Origin of the sequence: Blautia sp. BIOML-A1 (assembly GCF_009883055.1) — a bacterium.
GTDB lineage: Bacteria > Bacillota > Clostridia > Lachnospirales > Lachnospiraceae > Blautia_A.
Window position 1 is genome coordinate 1 of the sequence record NZ_WWVR01000004.1, and the last position, 16,330, is coordinate 16,330.

A 16,330-nucleotide genomic window follows, 5' to 3' on the forward strand; every position below is an offset into this window, starting at 1 on the left:
TGGCAGCATAAACTGTCCGTATCCGGACAAGACAATAAGTAAGAAATATGCCCGTGTCCGGGCAAAAAATCGCGGGGCACGCGAGGATAGCTTGTAGATACTTGGCTCAGTAGAGCCATTGAGCAAGAAGCCCCCACTTCAAAATCAGAGATTTAAGTGGTGGGAGCATGTCACGTACAGGACTGCTGGTGTTCGCGAATATTGGATTGTTGATCCTACAAAAAATTTTATTTTGGTATATGATTTTGAAAAGAACGGATCTGAACAATATACTTTGCAAGATTCTGTTAAGGCAGGAATCTATGATGATCTGACCATTGACTTTGGACGTATGGATATCTGATGAAAGCAAAATACGAGAATTTATATGCAGAAAAGATACCTTAAAATACACCCAATGGGGTAGAATTGGGGTGGTAAGTATGGTAAAATGGGGTGTAGAAAGCCCGAAAGCGTAGTAAAATCAAGGCTTTCGGGACTTGATAGAGAACATTTCTGTTATACTTATTACGTATATCAGAGTACACCGTTCGACCTCTATGGAACACCTGATTTTGACAGTATTGAAAATAGCTGAAAAACTCAGGGTTGATCTAGCAGAAAAATAAGTTGCTGAGTAGAATGCTCATAATTTATATGAATAGTATGAAAGTTCTCGGGAGTTAATTCCGAGGGCTTTCTGTAGTATGAAATTTCTATAATATTGTATCAGTAAATGAGTTGTTACTGTGCGCAGGATGGTATCTGTAATCAGCAACAGAGATTTTGAAAATGACAGGTGAATAAATGGGAAAATGTGTAAGAGTAAAATGGATCGATTATGCGAAGGGTATAACAATGCTTCTTGTTATAATTGGTCATACCATATCAGATGATCTGATAAGGGGGATGATTTTTTCTTTTCATATGCCTCTTTTTTTTATGCTGAGTTGTGTGACATATAGATTCTCTTTGGATAAAGGAGAATTAAAAGCAAAAACCAGAAAATCATTTATGCATTTGATTATTCCGGTGATATCTATTTTCCTAATATGTCTGGTGTATAGATTTTTGACGGATATGAAAGAATGGAAGTCATTGGCTTTTGTACCAGCTTTTTTGAAAGAACAATTTAAGACAATTGTGTTTTGCAGTGGAAGCCGGAACTCTCCCAAAAGCTTTCCCGTATCGGTTCCGGCATTGGGCATTCCGTGGTTTTGCGTAGTACTATTTTGCAGCAGAACACTTTTGGATACTCTGCATTTGTATCTTGATGAAATAAAGTTGATGCTGGTTTCGTGTGTATTATCTGTAGCTGGTGTTTTTATAGGCAAGTTTGTCTGGCTGCCGTTTTCATTTGATGTTGTACTGGCGGTTATACCGTTTTTGTACATAGCATTGTATTTTAGAAAAATAAATGTATCTGAAAAGCCTTTATTTAAATTTGTTGTGGCATTTGTGATTTGGATAGTGATATTTTTTGTTATTTTTTACATGAAAGATGATTACCTGCAGTTAGCTCCGAGAAAGTATCCAATGTATCCTTTGTGTTATATTGGGGCGTTCTTTGGTACGTGGATGCTTTCAGAACTTTCAGTTTTATTGTGCAACCTTAGCATATCAAGGCCGATCGTATATTTGGGAAAATATTCTATGTATATGCTGATCGTTCACTCACTGGACAGCACTTTGTTTGCAAAATTGTGGATTGTAAATAAAAGTGAATATGTAAACTGCATTATGCGCTTATTGGTGGATACTATTCTTTTTTTACTTTTGAAAAAGTGTATTGATTTTTGGAAAATAACAAAGTTAAAGAGTGCGAATATAACACAATAATTGTTTTGAGAGATTTACATTAGAATTATAACACATGAGGAGGAAAAGAGATGGATGGTTCAATGTTTATTGGAACTTGGTGGTCACTTGTGCCACCGCTGCTGGCAATTGTACTGGCACTGGTAACAAAAGAAGTTTATAGTTCGCTTTTTATCGGAGTGGCAGCAGGCGCGCTGCTGTACACAGGGTTTCACCCGTGGGAGGCGTTTGTAGCTTTTTTTGAAATAATGAAGAACAGTATGAATCTGAATATTCTGATTTTTGATGTTCTGCTTGGAATGATCATTGTCCTGATGTCAAAATCAGGTGGATCAGCAGCCTATGGAAAATGGGCTGGAAGCAAGATTAAATCCAAAAAGAGTGCGCTGCTGGCAACTACAGGCCTTGGAGTGCTGATCTTTGTGGATGATTATTTTAACTGTCTGACCGTCGGTTCTGTTATGCGGCCTGTCACAGACCGCTATAAGGTATCCAGAGCAAAGCTGGCATACATTATTGATGCTACAGCAGCACCAGTCTGCATCATAGCACCGATTTCCAGCTGGGCAGCTGCGGTGAATTCCTATGTGCCGGATGATGCGGGTATCACTGGATTTCAGCTGTTTCTTTCTACGATTCCGTATAATCTCTATGCAATCCTTACCCTGGTAATGGTAGTCTTTGTTATCACCACGGGTCTGGATTTTGGATTGATGAAGATTCATGAAAAAAATGCAGAAAAAGGAGATCTCTTTACTTCTGGTGGAGAGGAGTTTGAACAGGTAAAAGAAGAGGAAATATCTGCGAAAGGAAAGGTAACAGATCTGGTACTGCCGGTTCTGGTTCTGATCATCTCAGCGATTGGAGCAATGATCTATACTGGATTCCTTGGCGGAGCGACAGATATTGTAACTGCATTTTCAGGCTGTGACGCAGAGACAAGTCTGATCTTTGCAACGATGATAACAGTATTTTTTATGATGCTTTTGTATCTTCCGAGAAAAGTCATTACATTCAAAGGCTTTATGGATAGCTTTGTAGAGGGATTCAAGATGATGATACCGGCAATCGCGATTCTGATATTTGCCTGGTCATTGAAGGGAATGGGAGATGCCCTGGAGATCAGCACCTTTGTAAAAAATATTGTGGGAAATAATGCATCTGCAAGCGTTATACTCCCGGCAGTTTTGTTTGTTGTTGCAGTATTTCTTTCATTTTCAACAGGAACAAGCTGGGGAACTTTTGCAATTCTTGTTCCTATTGCCATAGCCATGTTCCCGGGTTCAGAGAATGTGCAGATGATGATCATTGCTGTGTCAGCAGTTCTGGCAGGGGCAGTCTGCGGAGATCATATCTCACCGATTTCGGATACAACTGTTATGTCTTCGGCAGGAGCGCAGTCTAATCATATTAATCATGTGACGACGCAGATGCAGTATGCAGCAGTTGTTGCTGTTGTGTCTTTTATTGGTTATATTATTGCCGGATTTATACACATCTGGTGGGTGGTTCTGGGAATCAGTCTTGTCCTGCTCTTGATTATACTGAATGTACTCAGGAGAATCAGTAATGGAAAAGAACAATGTGCAGATATGCAGGAAAAAAAGCATGCATAAGATAACAGTTCCATATATAGATCAGAGTATAAAATATCCTACAGGATGTGAGAGCGTATCGGCTGTTATGCTGCTCAGATTTCTGGGATATGATATTACGGTTGATGAGTTTATTGAGAATGGGCTGGAATGTCGGGATATGGAATTGAGGGATGGAGTTTTGTATGGACCGGATCCGAATGAATGCTTCTGTGGAAATCCTTATGATGAGGATGGATTTGGAATCTATGCAGGGGGACTTCGGAAAGCTCTTGAAAGAGTAGCAGGTGACAGGTACAAATTTCCGGATGAAACGGGAACGCCGGTATCTGAACTTTTAAGAAAATATATTGATCAGAATATGCCGGTTGTTTTCTGGGCCTGTATTAATATGAGAGAGGAAATTCCAGGACCGGAATGGCGGCTTTTGGATTCGGGGGAGAAGTTTTGCTGGACATCGAATGAACATTGTATGCTCCTTGTGGGATATGATGAGAAAAACTATTATTTTAATGATCCCTATGACAATAACGGTGTGATCGGATATCCGAAAGAAATTGTTGAAAGAAGACATGCCGCTCAGCATAGTATGGCATTGGGTGTAACTGAAGAAAAATATTAAAATTCACAAAAACTTATTTTACAAACAGAAAGATATCTGCTATAGTATATCTTGGTTACAGTAAATACGTTATGATTGCAGATAGAAAGAAGTGTTTATTTTGCGAAAGAAATCACACATACTTTTAGCAAGATATCTGGCAGACCAGATGCCTGCTAATGAGAGCTTACAGTCACATAGAAAAGCATTTTGTCTTGGAAATATTCTTCCGGACATTCAGCCATCCTTTGTAACCAAGAGACATGAATATTTTGGCACCTTTGATGAGGTACAGGGAAAGATCTACCATTTGATAGAGAAGAGTACAGGTAAATGCAATGACCGGGTGTTCTGGAGAAGAGCCGGTGAGATCATGCATTATATTGCAGATTATTTTACATTTCCGCATAATAAGACATTTGACGGTTCTCTGCGTCAGCATAATACTTATGAGAAACATCTGAAGAATGAACTCAAGGATTTTGTTGAAAGCGGCAGGGCGGATATTTATGTGGAGAAGAACCTGCGTTTTGATTCATTGAATCAGCTGACTGATTATATCAGAGAGCGACATAAGGTCTATCTTGACAGGAAACGTTCGATCGATGAGGATATACATTATATTCTCAGCGTGTGCTTTCAGGTATTTCAGGGATTGTTTCAGCTTTGTCTTCGGACAGCTGTCCAGGGAGTGCCAGCAGCAGATATCTGAAAATATGAAAAAAATATGAAATTTACCCAAATCCGCCGGAGTGTTACACTCCGGCGGTTGATTTTGAAAAAACAGTATGCTAAAATAAGCACAGTTATTAAGTAAGTTAGAAGATTTTAACATGTTTCTTTCTGTAAGAGAGAAATATGGCCGCAGAAGGGAGTTTTTTTTGCAGGATGAAAAATAAATATCTGACAAAGTGTTTATGCATTACAATGATTTCAGCAATGGTTTTATCCAGTCCGATGTCTATTCTGGCTGCAGATGAAGAGATAGAAGCCTCTGGTGATTTCAGTGATGGCAGCGACCTGGGCGATGGCGCTGAAGCAGAAACGCCGACGCCGGAGCCAACGACAGCCCCGGAGCCAACGACAGCCCCGGAGCCGACAACAGCGCCGGAACCGACAACAGCACCTGAGCCAACGACAGCACCTGATCCTACCGTCGAACCGACAACAACACCGGAGCCGACAACAGTGCCTGATCCTACTGCAACAGTGACACCGGCACCGACAGTGACACAGACACCGACGGCAGCAGTTCCGGAGGCAGTTGCCAAATTGATCGATCAGATCAGAACCCTGGCAGATCAGACGCTTACCTTGAAGGATGAAGCAAAAGTGCAGGCGCTCAGAAAGGCATACAACAATCTGACAAGTGATCAGCAGACAATGGTGACGAATTACCAGGCGCTGGTCAGTATGGAAGAGAAGATTACAGCACTTAAGAAGAAACAGAATGGCGATAATGGAAATAATACAGATATTTCTGACGGAACCAAGACAGATGTGACTGGTAAGACAGGTACACCGGTTTATTATGTGTCGAATCTTCATGCCGGCAAGGATTTTTATCTGGACAGCCTGAAAGAAAATTATCAGCTTAGTTTCTCTGATGATTTTTCATCTGTAATGGATGAGATTGAGAAGGAGTATAAGCAAAAGAATAAGCTGACAGATGCCAGTGACAACAGAGATGACGGTCTTACCACATCAGCAGATTCTCTTCTTGTCCGTAACTGGCAGGATATCCTTGCTGTTTATGTGTACGAGCAGAGCCAGAAGGGTGTTAAGGAATTTAAGCTGGATTCTTCCAGCAAGGACGAACTCGCCAAAATCTTTGAGAAGATGAATCCGATAGTACGCGACAAAGAGAATAACACCCATGTTTCCTATGGAAATTATCATATCAATACTTACATTAAGCAGAATAATATCGCACAGGATCAGAGAGGAACTCTTAAGAAATATGTAGAGACGGACTGTAAGCTTCTCTGTGCGATAGTTACGGATGCCAGGGGCTTTGTGCGCCAGAGTGTCGGAGATGATATTTCTGAGGAACGTGTTAATGTTATCACAGCTGCATATTCTCTGATCGGTGAGGTTGGTTATTTCTGGGGTGGTAAATCCACAGTGATCGGTAAGGACTCAAGCTGGGGAACTGCTGAGAAGGTTTCAGCGGCCGGAAGTCCGAGTACAGGAACTACCAGAGCATATGGACTGGACTGCAGTGGCTTTGTTACATGGGCTGTGATCAACGGATATGACAGTACAAATATGCAGAACAGCGTTGGAGACGGAACCTCAGATCAATGGGAGAAGGCCAATGTAGTCAGTGAGCAGGATGCACAGCCGGGAGATCTGGTATTTCAGAATGGTCCGGAATCCGGAAGTGATAATCATGTAGGCATCATCTGCGGCAAGACAGATGCGGGAGACTGGATCGCAGTACATTGTTCTTCCAGCAAAAACGGAGTTACTGTTGGTGAGGCATATGGAGCAAGCTTCCGCTATATCCGTCAGTCGTCATTTTATCCGACAGAGGAAGAACTTGCCCAGATGGTCAGTGACGGTGAGACAGCAGACAATGCGCAGGCTCAGGAAGTAAGTACAGATACATTAGAAACGTCAGATGGAGATTTTATATCAGATACAGCACTCCTGACAGGTACAGCAGGAACCAAAGAGGATACGAAGGAAGATACAACCGGAGTTGATATCAGTTTTGAAGATGATATTAATATCGGACAGGACGATACAGAAGATATGTTGTCTGACGGAACTACTGTTGAAAGTGCAACCGTAGAAATGACAGACAGCCTTAAGCAAATCCTCAAAAAAGGAACGACAGTTTCTTCTAAGAATGATGCGGTGATTTATCCGCAGCAGCCGGATAACAGTGATATTCAGATAGAATTTGAGGATTGACAGCTGAGAGAGACCCGCGAAGATCTTTGCATGATTTTCGCGGGTTTTTTCCTTGGCCTTCTGAACATCCATAATACAGACTCTTTTTTCGTTGTGCTATAATGAAAGATGAGGCATAACTGTTCAAAGGGAAAATGAGAATATTTTTTGTCATATAATAGTAAGAGAACTGAACGGCCTCAAAATATCAGGAAAACAGAGGAATAAGAGATGAGAAAACACAGGTTGCCTCAAAAAGTATGCCTGTTTATAATTTTGGCTGTTATTCTGGGATGGGGCGTGAATACGTGCTTCCATAAATTGGCAGATAACGGTGACAGTACAGACCAGAAGGCTGTGATCACGGATGTGACGAAGGGGATTTTTGACAGGGAGCCTTCGGAGGTACAGAATTTGCGGGAGCAAAGCGTAGCGGATACGGATGAGGAAGGCTATCAGGAATATTATTTTCATCTTCTTGAAGAGTCTGAGAAAAGAATTTATCGGGAGATGTTAAACGGAATCCGAAAGAGAGAAAATGGTTTTTATCTGACTACTTCGGAGGAAACAAAGATTAATAAGGTTTACCATGCACTTCTTAAGGATCATCCGGAACTGTTCTGGGTTCATAACCGTCAGGAGGTATATACAACTTCCTATCAGGGAAGTGATTACTGTGAGTTTTCTCCGGGTTATACATACACAGAAGAAGAAATAACAGAGATCCGGCAGGCAATGTACAATGCCAGAGAAGCAGTCAGCAGTCTGATCCCGGAGGGAGCAGACACCTATGAGAAGGTTAAGACGGTTTATTCCTACATCATTGATACAGCGGAATATGCTTCTTCCGAGGATGACCAGAATGTAGCAGGGATTTTCTGGAGAAAACAGGCGGTTTGTGCCGGATATGCGAGAGCAGTGCAGTATCTTCTGGAACAATTGGAAGTTCCCTGTATTTACGTAGAGGGAGATACCAGAGACAGCGATGAGGGTCATGCATGGAATATTGTACAGATTGACGGACAGTATTATTATGTGGATGCGACCAATGGTGATCAGCCAAGGTTTCTTGAGGGAGATGCAGTCCAGCTTGCGGAGCATAAGACCATTATTTATGACTATCTGTGTCCGTTTCCGCAGGAATATGAGCAGGTGTATACTGCTTCGAAAGAATTTTCGTTACCGGAATGTACGGCAACGGATAAGAATTTTTATGTACTGAATCAGGCATATTTTGATATGTATGATTATCAGACTTTGTATGATTACTGCTGTATGCGGCTGGATAACGGGGCGGCAGTTGTGCGCTTCAAGTTCAAAAACCAGGAAGATTTTGACCAGGTTTACCAGGAGTGGATCCAGAGCGGCGGCAGTGAAGATATTCAGAATGTGGCAAGATATTATATGGGACTTTACGGACTCAGCACGGTGGAATATCATTATGGAGTTCTGGATAATCTCAAGACTATGTACTTTATGTTTTAGGAGGCGCGTTATGACGGGAATATTACAACAGATAATGGGTACCATGGAACAGACACGGACAATGTCGGCCCTGGACAGTGTTTCAATGATCGGATTTGCAGCTCTTCTTGTTCTGGGAATAATCAACTGTGTCCTTGGATACAGACTGCTTCGTTTCTGGATGATGCTGTTCGGATTCCTGATCGGAGGCGGTATTGGTCTTGGTGTGGCCTATACTATGGGAATTCAGGAAAAATATATGTATGCGGTGATTATGATCGGAGTTGGAATTCTGCTTGCAGTGATCGCTTTCCTCAGTTACAAGATCGGAATTTTTGTGATCGGAGCCGGTATTGGACTGGGACTTGGAATTTATGTGTTTCATCCGACTACTTCGCTGGTCTTTTTCTTCTGTCTTCTGCTGGGAGTCGGACTTGGTGCACTTGCCATGAAATGGGCAAGAGAAGTTCTGATCGTTGGAACCAGTCTTCTTGGAGGTGCGATGGCGGGGATTTCGCTGGCAAAGCTTGGAGGACTGGATGATATTCCCTATGGTTTGGGACTGAGTGCACTCTGTGCTTTACTTGGTATGCTGATTCAGTTTGCGACAAATCGCCGTGTCGTAATAGAAGAAGAGGAATATGAGCCGGAAAGGGTCAAAAAAGTCAAAAGAAATCCCGGCTACAGGGACAGCGCTGAGTATCCTTCAGACAGAAGAGCGGCAATAGAAGAAGAATCAGGATGCCAGAGAAAGCCTAAGAGTCGTGAGACCAATTCGCAAGAATATGCTCCTGCCAGACGGAAGCGAGTGGTAGATGTTCCGCTTGAAAATAAAAAAACACGCAGGACCAGACAGGACGAACAGGAACTGGATTTGGAGGGGACTGTGGTATATCGCCCGAAGAGGTCTGCGGCATCTGCAGACAGAACTGTAAATGTCAGAAGCGGTAATGTCAGAAGTGCGGGGAAGACCAGACATGATATTTATGAGAAGGATCGGTATGATGATTACTATGATGATTATGATGATGGATATTATGACAGAGAACCGATCGATGAAGAATTTCTGGATGAGCAGGTGATTCAGGAAATGATGGATGAGGATGACCGCGAGGGAGAAGAAATATGGAATAAGATTTCCAGAAAGAATACAAAGAAAAACACCGGACGAAACAAAAATGCCAGGTAAGAGGCAGGAAAGAAGGACAGAATGGCAAAAGAAGCAAAGACAAATGCAATGAGGATGTTGGATCGTCAGAAAATCAAATACGAGGCATTTCCTTATGAATGTGATGAGTTTATAGATGGAATCCACAGTGCTGACTTAATCGGTGCACCCTATGAGCAGTCGTTTAAAACGCTTATTATGGAGGGAAAAAGCGGAGGATATTATGTGTTTGTAGTGCCGATAGAGAAGGAAGTTGATCGTAAGGCGGCTGCCAGAGCTGTCGGAGAGAAAGCAGTTGACATGATACATGTCAAAGATATTCTCAAGATCAGCGGATATGTGAGAGGTGGCTGCAGTCCTCTGGGAATGAAGAAACCATATCCGACAGTATATGACGCATCTGCCGGAGATTTTTCTGAGATTTATGTGAGCGGAGGAAGGATAGGCCTCACACTTAAGGTTCCTCTGAAGCCACTTCTTGAGGTTACAAATGGGAAGCTTGCAGATATTACAATGAAAGACTGATAGCTGTGAAGGTACTGAAGTGAACAGTTATATAAAAATCCCCTGTGCTGTCTGATGACAGAAGCAGGGGATTTTGTTACTTTATAATATTCAAAAAATATACGCCAATCCTTAGTTATCGGATGCATCTTCCTCGTTGATCTCGAATACATGACGTTTCTTGGCCATTTCATCGCTTGCCAGATATTCGTCGTAGGTTGTGATCTTGTCGATCAGTTTTCCGTCAGGAAGGATTTCCATGATGCGGTTTGCAGTTGTCTGCACAAACTGATGGTCGTGTGAGGTAAAAAGAATAACACCCGGGAATTTGATCAGACCATTGTTGAGTGCAGTGATGCTTTCCATATCGAGGTGGTTGGTAGGCTCGTCAAGGATCAGGATGTTGGCACCGGAGATCATCATCTTGGATAACAGACAACGAACTTTCTCACCACCGGAGAGAACACGGACTTTCTTGACACCGTCTTCGCCAGGGAAAAGCATTCTTCCGAGGAAACCACGCACATAAGTTGCATCCTTGATCTCGGAATACTGTGTCAGCCAGTCTGTAATGGTAAGATCATTGTCGAATTCCTGTGTATTGTCCTTCGGGAAATAAGCCTGGGAAGTAGTAACACCCCATTTGTAAGTTCCTTCATCCGGTTCCAGTTCACCAGTAAGGATGCGGAAGAAAGTAGTGATTGCCTGTTCGTTGGCACCGACAAAAGCAACCTTGTCATCATGGCCGAGTGTAAAGCTGATGTTGTCAAGAACTTTAACGCCATCGATAGTCTTGGAAAGGTTTTCTACCATGAGGACTTCATTTCCGATCTCGCGGTTTGGACGGAAATCAATGTAAGGATATTTACGGCTAGACGGACGCATATCGTCAAGCTGGATTTTTTCCAGGGCACGCTTACGGGAAGTTGCCTGCTTGGATTTGGATGCGTTGGCACTGAATCGGGAAATAAATTCCTGAAGTTCTTTGATTTTTTCTTCTTTTTTCTTGTTGGCTTCCTTCATCTGTTTGATGAGAAGCTGGCTGGATTCGAACCAGAAATCATAGTTTCCGGCATACAGCTGAATCTTGCCATAATCAATATCCGCAGTATGTGTGCAGACTTTATTAAGGAAATAACGGTCATGGGATACAACGATGACGGTATTGTCAAAGTTGATCAGGAATTCTTCGAGCCATTCGATAGCCGGAAGATCAAGATGGTTGGTAGGCTCATCGAGGAGAAGGATATCCGGGTTTCCAAAAAGTGCCTGTGCCAGAAGAACCTTGACCTTCTGGCTTCCGGTAAGGTCAGCCATCTGTGTATAGTGGAGTTCGGATTCGATGCCAAGTCCGTTAAGAAGAGTTGCGGCATCGGATTCTGCTTCCCAGCCGTTCATCTCTGCGAATTCACCTTCGAGTTCGCTTGCACGGATTCCATCTTCGTCAGTGAAATCTTCCTTGGCATAGATGGCTTCTTTTTCTTTCATAATCTCATACAGTCTGGCATTTCCCATAATGACGGTATCAAGAACCTGAAAGGAGTCGTATTTGAAGTGATCCTGCTGCAGGAAAGAAAGACGCTGACCGGGAGTGATCACAATGTCTCCGTTGGTCGGCTCAAGCTGTCCGGAAAGAATTTTAAGGAAAGTAGACTTACCGGCACCGTTGGCACCAATCAGACCATAGCAGTTTCCTTCTGTGAATTTGATGTTGACATCTTCAAAAAGAGCCTTCTTGCCAACACGCAGTGTAATATTATTTGCTGAAATCATAAAGTACCTCTTTTCTTGATTATGGTTTCTTAGTATTCTTTTTGTTTTTTATGCATTCACACCTCATTGTACAGTAAAAAGAGGATTTTGCAAGACTTAATCCCGGATTTTTCCGAAAAAACAGAGAAGCTGTTGAATTTGATTAAAATAAAGATGATAAGATATAAAAAAATGTTGAATTTATACAAAGATGTTGATATAATCTACAGGATGAGCTGTAGTAAGAAACAAAAGGTACGAAAACAAATAAAGGGCATATTGGAGAAGGATGCCTGAGAGACAGTTGGGAGAGGGCTTAAACTATGTTGATTACCAGGGAATGTGATTATGCAGTCAGGGTCGTCCGTGCACTTGCGGACAGCAGGAGAATGAGTGTGGGTGAAATCTGTGAAAAGGAATTTATCACAGCACCGTTTGCTTACAAGATTCTCAAGAAGCTTCAGAAAGCGGGGATCGTAAAGGGATTCCGGGGAGTACATGGGGGGTACTCACTGAATCGGGTGGCGAAAGAGCTGACACTTTATGATGTCTATACGGCGATAGATCCGGAATTCTTTATTATAGACTGTCTGGAGCCGGGATATCAGTGTACGTGTGATGGGAGCGGAAACCAGGCATGTACGGTACACAGGGAGCTTCAAAGAGTTCAGAAAGAACTATGCAAAATGCTTCAGGAGAAGAATCTGGAGGATATTTTTCATTTGGAAAACAGAAACAGGCTGTGAGAGAACAGCCATAGTGGATGTCAGAAATTGTTGCAGTTCACCAAAAGTAAGCGGACTGCAACTTTTTTTGTATGTAAATATATACAGAAAAATTACAATCCAGATTGGACAATCCAAAAGGCTTATGCTATAATAATGAATGGACTTTTAGACCACATACTGGTCTAGAGATAAAAATTATTTTCATCATACCTTTAAGGAGGAAAACAAACTATGGCAAGAAAGATGAAAACCATGGATGGTAACCATGCAGCCGCTCATGCTTCTTATGCATACTCAGATGTAGCTGCTATTTACCCGATTACTCCTTCATCTGTTATGGCGGAAGCAACAGATGAGTGGGCTACTCAGGGAAGAAAGAACATTTTTGGACAGGAAGTACAGGTTACAGAGATGCAGTCTGAGGCAGGTGCTGCAGGTGCAGTACACGGATCTCTGGCAGCAGGTGCCCTGACAACTACTTATACTGCATCCCAGGGTCTTCTTCTTATGATCCCGAACCTTTACAAAATCGCTGGTGAGCAGCTTCCGGGCGTTATCAACGTATCCGCTCGTGCACTTGCTTCTCACGCACTTTCTATCTTTGGAGACCACTCCGACGTTATGGCATGTCGTCAGACCGGATGTGCAATGCTCTGCGAATCTTCCGTACAGGAAGTAATGGACCTTACACCGGTTGCTCATCTTGCAGCAATCAAAGGTAAAGTTCCGTTCATCAATTTCTTCGATGGATTCCGTACATCTCACGAGATCCAGAAGATCGAGACATGGGATTATGAGGATCTGAAGGACATGGCAGATATGGAAGCTATCCAGGCATTCCGTGACCATGCACTCAACCCGAACCATCCATGTCAGAGAGGTTCTGCTCAGAACCCGGATATCTTCTTCCAGGCAAGAGAAGCATGTAACCCGTTCTACGATGCTCTTCCGGCAGTAGTTCAGGAATACATGGACAAAGTAAACGAAAAGATCGGAACAGACTATAAACTGTTCAACTACTACGGAGCAGAAGATGCTGAGCACATCATCATCGCTATGGGTTCCGTAAACGATACAATCGAGGAGACAATCGATTACCTTGCAGCAGCAGGCAAAAAAGTCGGTGTTGTTAAAGTTCGTCTTTACAGACCATTCTGCGCTCAGGCCCTGATCGATGTTATCCCGGATTCCGTTAAACAGATCAGCGTTCTCGACAGAACAAAAGAGCCAGGAGCACTTGGCGAGCCTCTGTACCTTGACGTTGTTGCTGCATTAAAGGACAGCAAATTCAAAGACGTTAAGATCTTTACAGGACGTTATGGTCTTGGTTCCAAAGATACTACACCGGCACAGATCGTTGCAGTATATGAGAACACAACAAAAGAAAAATTCACAATCGGTATTGTTGATGATGTTACAAACCTTTCCCTGGAAACAGGTGCACCGCTTGTTACAACTCCTGAAGGAACTACAAACTGTAAGTTCTGGGGACTTGGAGCAGATGGTACTGTAGGTGCAAACAAGAACTCCATCAAGATCATCGGTGATAACACAGACATGTACGCTCAGGCTTACTTCGATTATGACTCCAAGAAGTCCGGCGGTGTTACAATGTCTCACCTTCGTTTCGGTAAGAAACCGATCAAATCCACATACCTGATCCACAAAGCAAACTTTGTTGCATGTCATAATCCGTCCTATGTAAACAAATACAACATGGTTCAGGAACTTGTTGACGGTGGTACATTCCTTCTTAACTGTGCATGGGATATGGAAGGTCTTGAGAAACATCTTCCGGGACAGGTTAAAGCATTCATTGCTAACCATGGTATCAAATTCTACACCATCGACGGTGTGAAGATCGGTATCGAGACCGGCATGGGACCAACACGTATCAACACAATCCTTCAGTCTGCATTCTTCAAACTTACAGGAATCATTCCGGAAGAGCAGGCAATCGAACTGATGAAAGCAGCTGCTAAAGCTACTTACGGACGTAAAGGTGATGATATTGTTCAGAAAAACTGGGCAGCTATCGATGCCGGTGCAAAACAGGTTGTAGAGATTCAGGTTCCGGAAAGCTGGAAAGATGCAGAGGATGAGGGACTCTTCATGGCTCATGCAACTCACGGCGCTCAGGATGCTCAGGATTTCGTAAACAACATCCAGTGCAAGATCAATGCTCAGGAAGGTAATTCACTCCCTGTATCCGCATTTACAGAATATGTTGATGGTACTACACCGTCCGGAACAGCAGCATACGAAAAACGTGGTATTGCTGTAAACGTACCGGTATGGCAGCCAGAAAACTGTATCCAGTGTAACCGTTGTGCTTATGTCTGCCCACACGCAGCAATCCGTCCGGTAGCACTGACAGAAGAAGAAGCAGCTAACGCTCCTGAGGGAATGGCTACACTTCCAATGACAGGAATGAAAGAATACAAATTCACCATGACTGTATCAGCTTATGACTGTACAGGATGTGGTTCCTGTGCAAATGTCTGCCCAGGCAAGAAAGGTGCAAAAGCCCTTGCTATGGAAAACATGGAAGCAAACGCAGGACTTCAGAAATTCTTCGATTACGGAAGAGAACTTCCGATCAAAGAAGAAGTTGTTGCTAAATTCAAAGAAACAACTGTTAAGGGAAGCCAGTTCAAACAGCCTCTGCTCGAGTTCTCCGGAGCATGTGCAGGTTGTGGTGAAACACCTTACGCTAAACTGATCACACAGCTGTTCGGTGACAGAATGTACATTGCAAATGCTACAGGATGCTCCTCTATCTGGGGTAACTCTTCACCGTCTACACCATATACAACCAACGCTAAGGGACAGGGTCCGGCATGGGCTAACTCACTGTTCGAGGATAACGCTGAGTTCGGTTATGGTATGCTTCTTGCTCAGAGAGCTATCCGTGATGGCCTCAAAGCAAAAGTTGAAGCTGTTGTAGCAGAAGGCAAAGATGAAGCAGTGAAAGAAGCTGGTCAGGAATGGCTGGATACATTCTCTGTTGGAGCAACAAACGGTGCAGCAACAGACAAACTGATCGCAGCTCTTGAAGCATGCGGATGTGACGCAGCAAAAGAAATCCTTGCTCAGAAGAATTATCTGTCCAAGAAATCCCAGTGGATCTTCGGTGGTGACGGATGGGCTTACGATATCGGATTCGGTGGTGTTGACCATGTTCTCGCAAGCGGACGTGACATCAACGTTATGGTATTCGATACAGAGGTTTACTCCAACACAGGCGGACAGTCCTCTAAATCTACACCGACAGGTGCTATCGCTCAGTTCGCAGCTGGCGGTAAAGAGACCAAGAAGAAAGATATGGCTTCCATCGCAATGAGCTATGGCTATGTATACGTAGCACAGATCTCTATGGGTGCTGACTTCAACCAGACTGTTAAAGCAATCGCTGAAGCAGAAGCTTATCCGGGACCGTCTCTGATCATTGCATACGCTCCATGTATCAACCATGGTATCAAGAAAGGTATGGCAAAAGCTCAGACAGAAGAAGAACTGGCAGTTAAGTGCGGATACTGGCACAACTTCCGCTTCAACCCGGCAGCAGACAAGAAGTTTGCTCTGGATTCCAAGACACCGGATATGGAGAACTACATGGACTTCCTGAACGGCGAGGTTCGTTACAACTCCTTACAGCGTCAGAATCCTGAGAAAGCAGCAAGACTGTTTGCTAAGAACGAATCTGAAGCAAAAGCAAGATATGACTATCTGAATAAGCTCGTAGCTATGTACGGCGAAGAAGAATAATTCAGAGTTAATGTTGGCCGCGGTACTCTATGTACCGCGGCTTTTTTCTTCATAT

11 protein-coding genes are annotated in these 16,330 nt (G+C 43.1%); 10 read left to right on the forward strand and 1 reads right to left on the reverse strand.

Going from position 1 to position 16,330, the window contains the following annotated elements; genetic code table 11:
- Positions 1–786: 786 nt before the first annotated feature.
- The 8 genes from GT674_RS03165 to ybaK all read left to right on the forward strand — a co-directional run bounded on the left by GT674_RS03165 (position 787) and on the right by ybaK (position 10,048).
- Positions 787–1,818, forward strand: a complete 1,032-nt coding sequence (locus GT674_RS03165) for an acyltransferase family protein (RefSeq protein ID WP_161284381.1) — start codon at positions 787–789, stop codon at positions 1,816–1,818.
- A gap of 50 nt (positions 1,819–1,868) precedes the next feature.
- Positions 1,869–3,413: a Na+/H+ antiporter NhaC family protein gene (locus tag GT674_RS03170; protein ID WP_161284382.1), complete on the forward strand. Its 1,545-nt coding sequence runs from the start codon at positions 1,869–1,871 to the stop codon at positions 3,411–3,413.
- Positions 3,367–4,014 carry a C39 family peptidase gene (locus GT674_RS03175; protein WP_243149043.1) on the forward strand — a complete coding sequence of 216 codons (648 nt, stop codon included), beginning with the start codon at positions 3,367–3,369 and terminating at the stop codon, positions 4,012–4,014. The genes GT674_RS03170 and GT674_RS03175 overlap by 47 nt, the downstream gene beginning before the upstream one ends.
- Before the next feature lie 91 nt (positions 4,015–4,105).
- The gene (locus GT674_RS03180; RefSeq protein ID WP_265107696.1) at positions 4,106–4,705 is read left to right on the forward strand and encodes a zinc dependent phospholipase C family protein; all 600 of its coding nucleotides are present in this window, start codon (positions 4,106–4,108) and stop codon (positions 4,703–4,705) included.
- 176 nt (positions 4,706–4,881) lie between these two features.
- Entirely contained in the window at positions 4,882–6,912 is a 2,031-nt protein-coding gene (locus GT674_RS03185) for a C40 family peptidase (RefSeq protein WP_161284383.1), read from the forward strand.
- Positions 6,913–7,122: 210 nt separating this feature from the next.
- Positions 7,123–8,376: a transglutaminase domain-containing protein gene (locus GT674_RS03190; RefSeq protein ID WP_161284384.1), complete on the forward strand. Its 1,254-nt coding sequence runs from the start codon at positions 7,123–7,125 to the stop codon at positions 8,374–8,376.
- Positions 8,377–8,386: 10 nt separating this feature from the next.
- The gene (locus tag GT674_RS03195) at positions 8,387–9,544 is read left to right on the forward strand and encodes a TM7S3/TM198-like domain-containing protein (protein WP_161284385.1); all 1,158 of its coding nucleotides are present in this window, start codon (positions 8,387–8,389) and stop codon (positions 9,542–9,544) included.
- A gap of 21 nt (positions 9,545–9,565) precedes the next feature.
- Complete coding sequence (gene ybaK / locus GT674_RS03200; RefSeq protein WP_161284386.1) at positions 9,566–10,048, forward strand: Cys-tRNA(Pro) deacylase; 483 nt, start codon at positions 9,566–9,568, stop codon at positions 10,046–10,048.
- 111 nt (positions 10,049–10,159) lie between these two features.
- Here the strand turns inward: ybaK and GT674_RS03205 are convergent, their stop codons facing one another.
- Positions 10,160–11,800, reverse strand: a complete 1,641-nt coding sequence (locus GT674_RS03205; protein ID WP_161284387.1) for an ABC-F family ATP-binding cassette domain-containing protein — start codon at positions 11,798–11,800, stop codon at positions 10,160–10,162.
- Between the two features lie 302 nt (positions 11,801–12,102).
- Between GT674_RS03205 and GT674_RS03210 the strand changes: the two genes are divergently transcribed.
- Positions 12,103–12,525 carry an RrF2 family transcriptional regulator gene (locus GT674_RS03210; protein ID WP_161284388.1) on the forward strand — a complete coding sequence of 141 codons (423 nt, stop codon included), beginning with the start codon at positions 12,103–12,105 and terminating at the stop codon, positions 12,523–12,525.
- A 213-nt stretch (positions 12,526–12,738) separates the two neighbouring features.
- On the forward strand, positions 12,739–16,275 hold the full coding sequence (nifJ, locus tag GT674_RS03215) for a pyruvate:ferredoxin (flavodoxin) oxidoreductase (protein ID WP_161284389.1): 3,537 nt from the start codon (positions 12,739–12,741) through the stop codon (positions 16,273–16,275).
- Positions 16,276–16,330: the final 55 nt, after the last annotated feature.

Coding starts and splice junctions, on each gene's coding strand:
- GT674_RS03165 (WP_161284381.1), top strand. CDS start 787: ATGGGAAAATGTGTAAGAGTAAAATGGATCGATTATGCGAAGGGTATA.
- GT674_RS03170 (WP_161284382.1), top strand. CDS start 1,869: ATGGATGGTTCAATGTTTATTGGAACTTGGTGGTCACTTGTGCCACCG.
- GT674_RS03175 (WP_243149043.1), top strand. CDS start 3,367: ATGGAAAAGAACAATGTGCAGATATGCAGGAAAAAAAGCATGCATAAG.
- GT674_RS03185 (WP_161284383.1), top strand. CDS start 4,882: ATGAAAAATAAATATCTGACAAAGTGTTTATGCATTACAATGATTTCA.
- GT674_RS03190 (WP_161284384.1), top strand. CDS start 7,123: ATGAGAAAACACAGGTTGCCTCAAAAAGTATGCCTGTTTATAATTTTG.
- GT674_RS03195 (WP_161284385.1), top strand. CDS start 8,387: ATGACGGGAATATTACAACAGATAATGGGTACCATGGAACAGACACGG.
- ybaK (WP_161284386.1), top strand. CDS start 9,566: ATGGCAAAAGAAGCAAAGACAAATGCAATGAGGATGTTGGATCGTCAG.
- GT674_RS03205 (WP_161284387.1), bottom strand. CDS start 11,800: ATGATTTCAGCAAATAATATTACACTGCGTGTTGGCAAGAAGGCTCTT.
- GT674_RS03210 (WP_161284388.1), top strand. CDS start 12,103: ATGTTGATTACCAGGGAATGTGATTATGCAGTCAGGGTCGTCCGTGCA.
- nifJ (WP_161284389.1), top strand. CDS start 12,739: ATGGCAAGAAAGATGAAAACCATGGATGGTAACCATGCAGCCGCTCAT.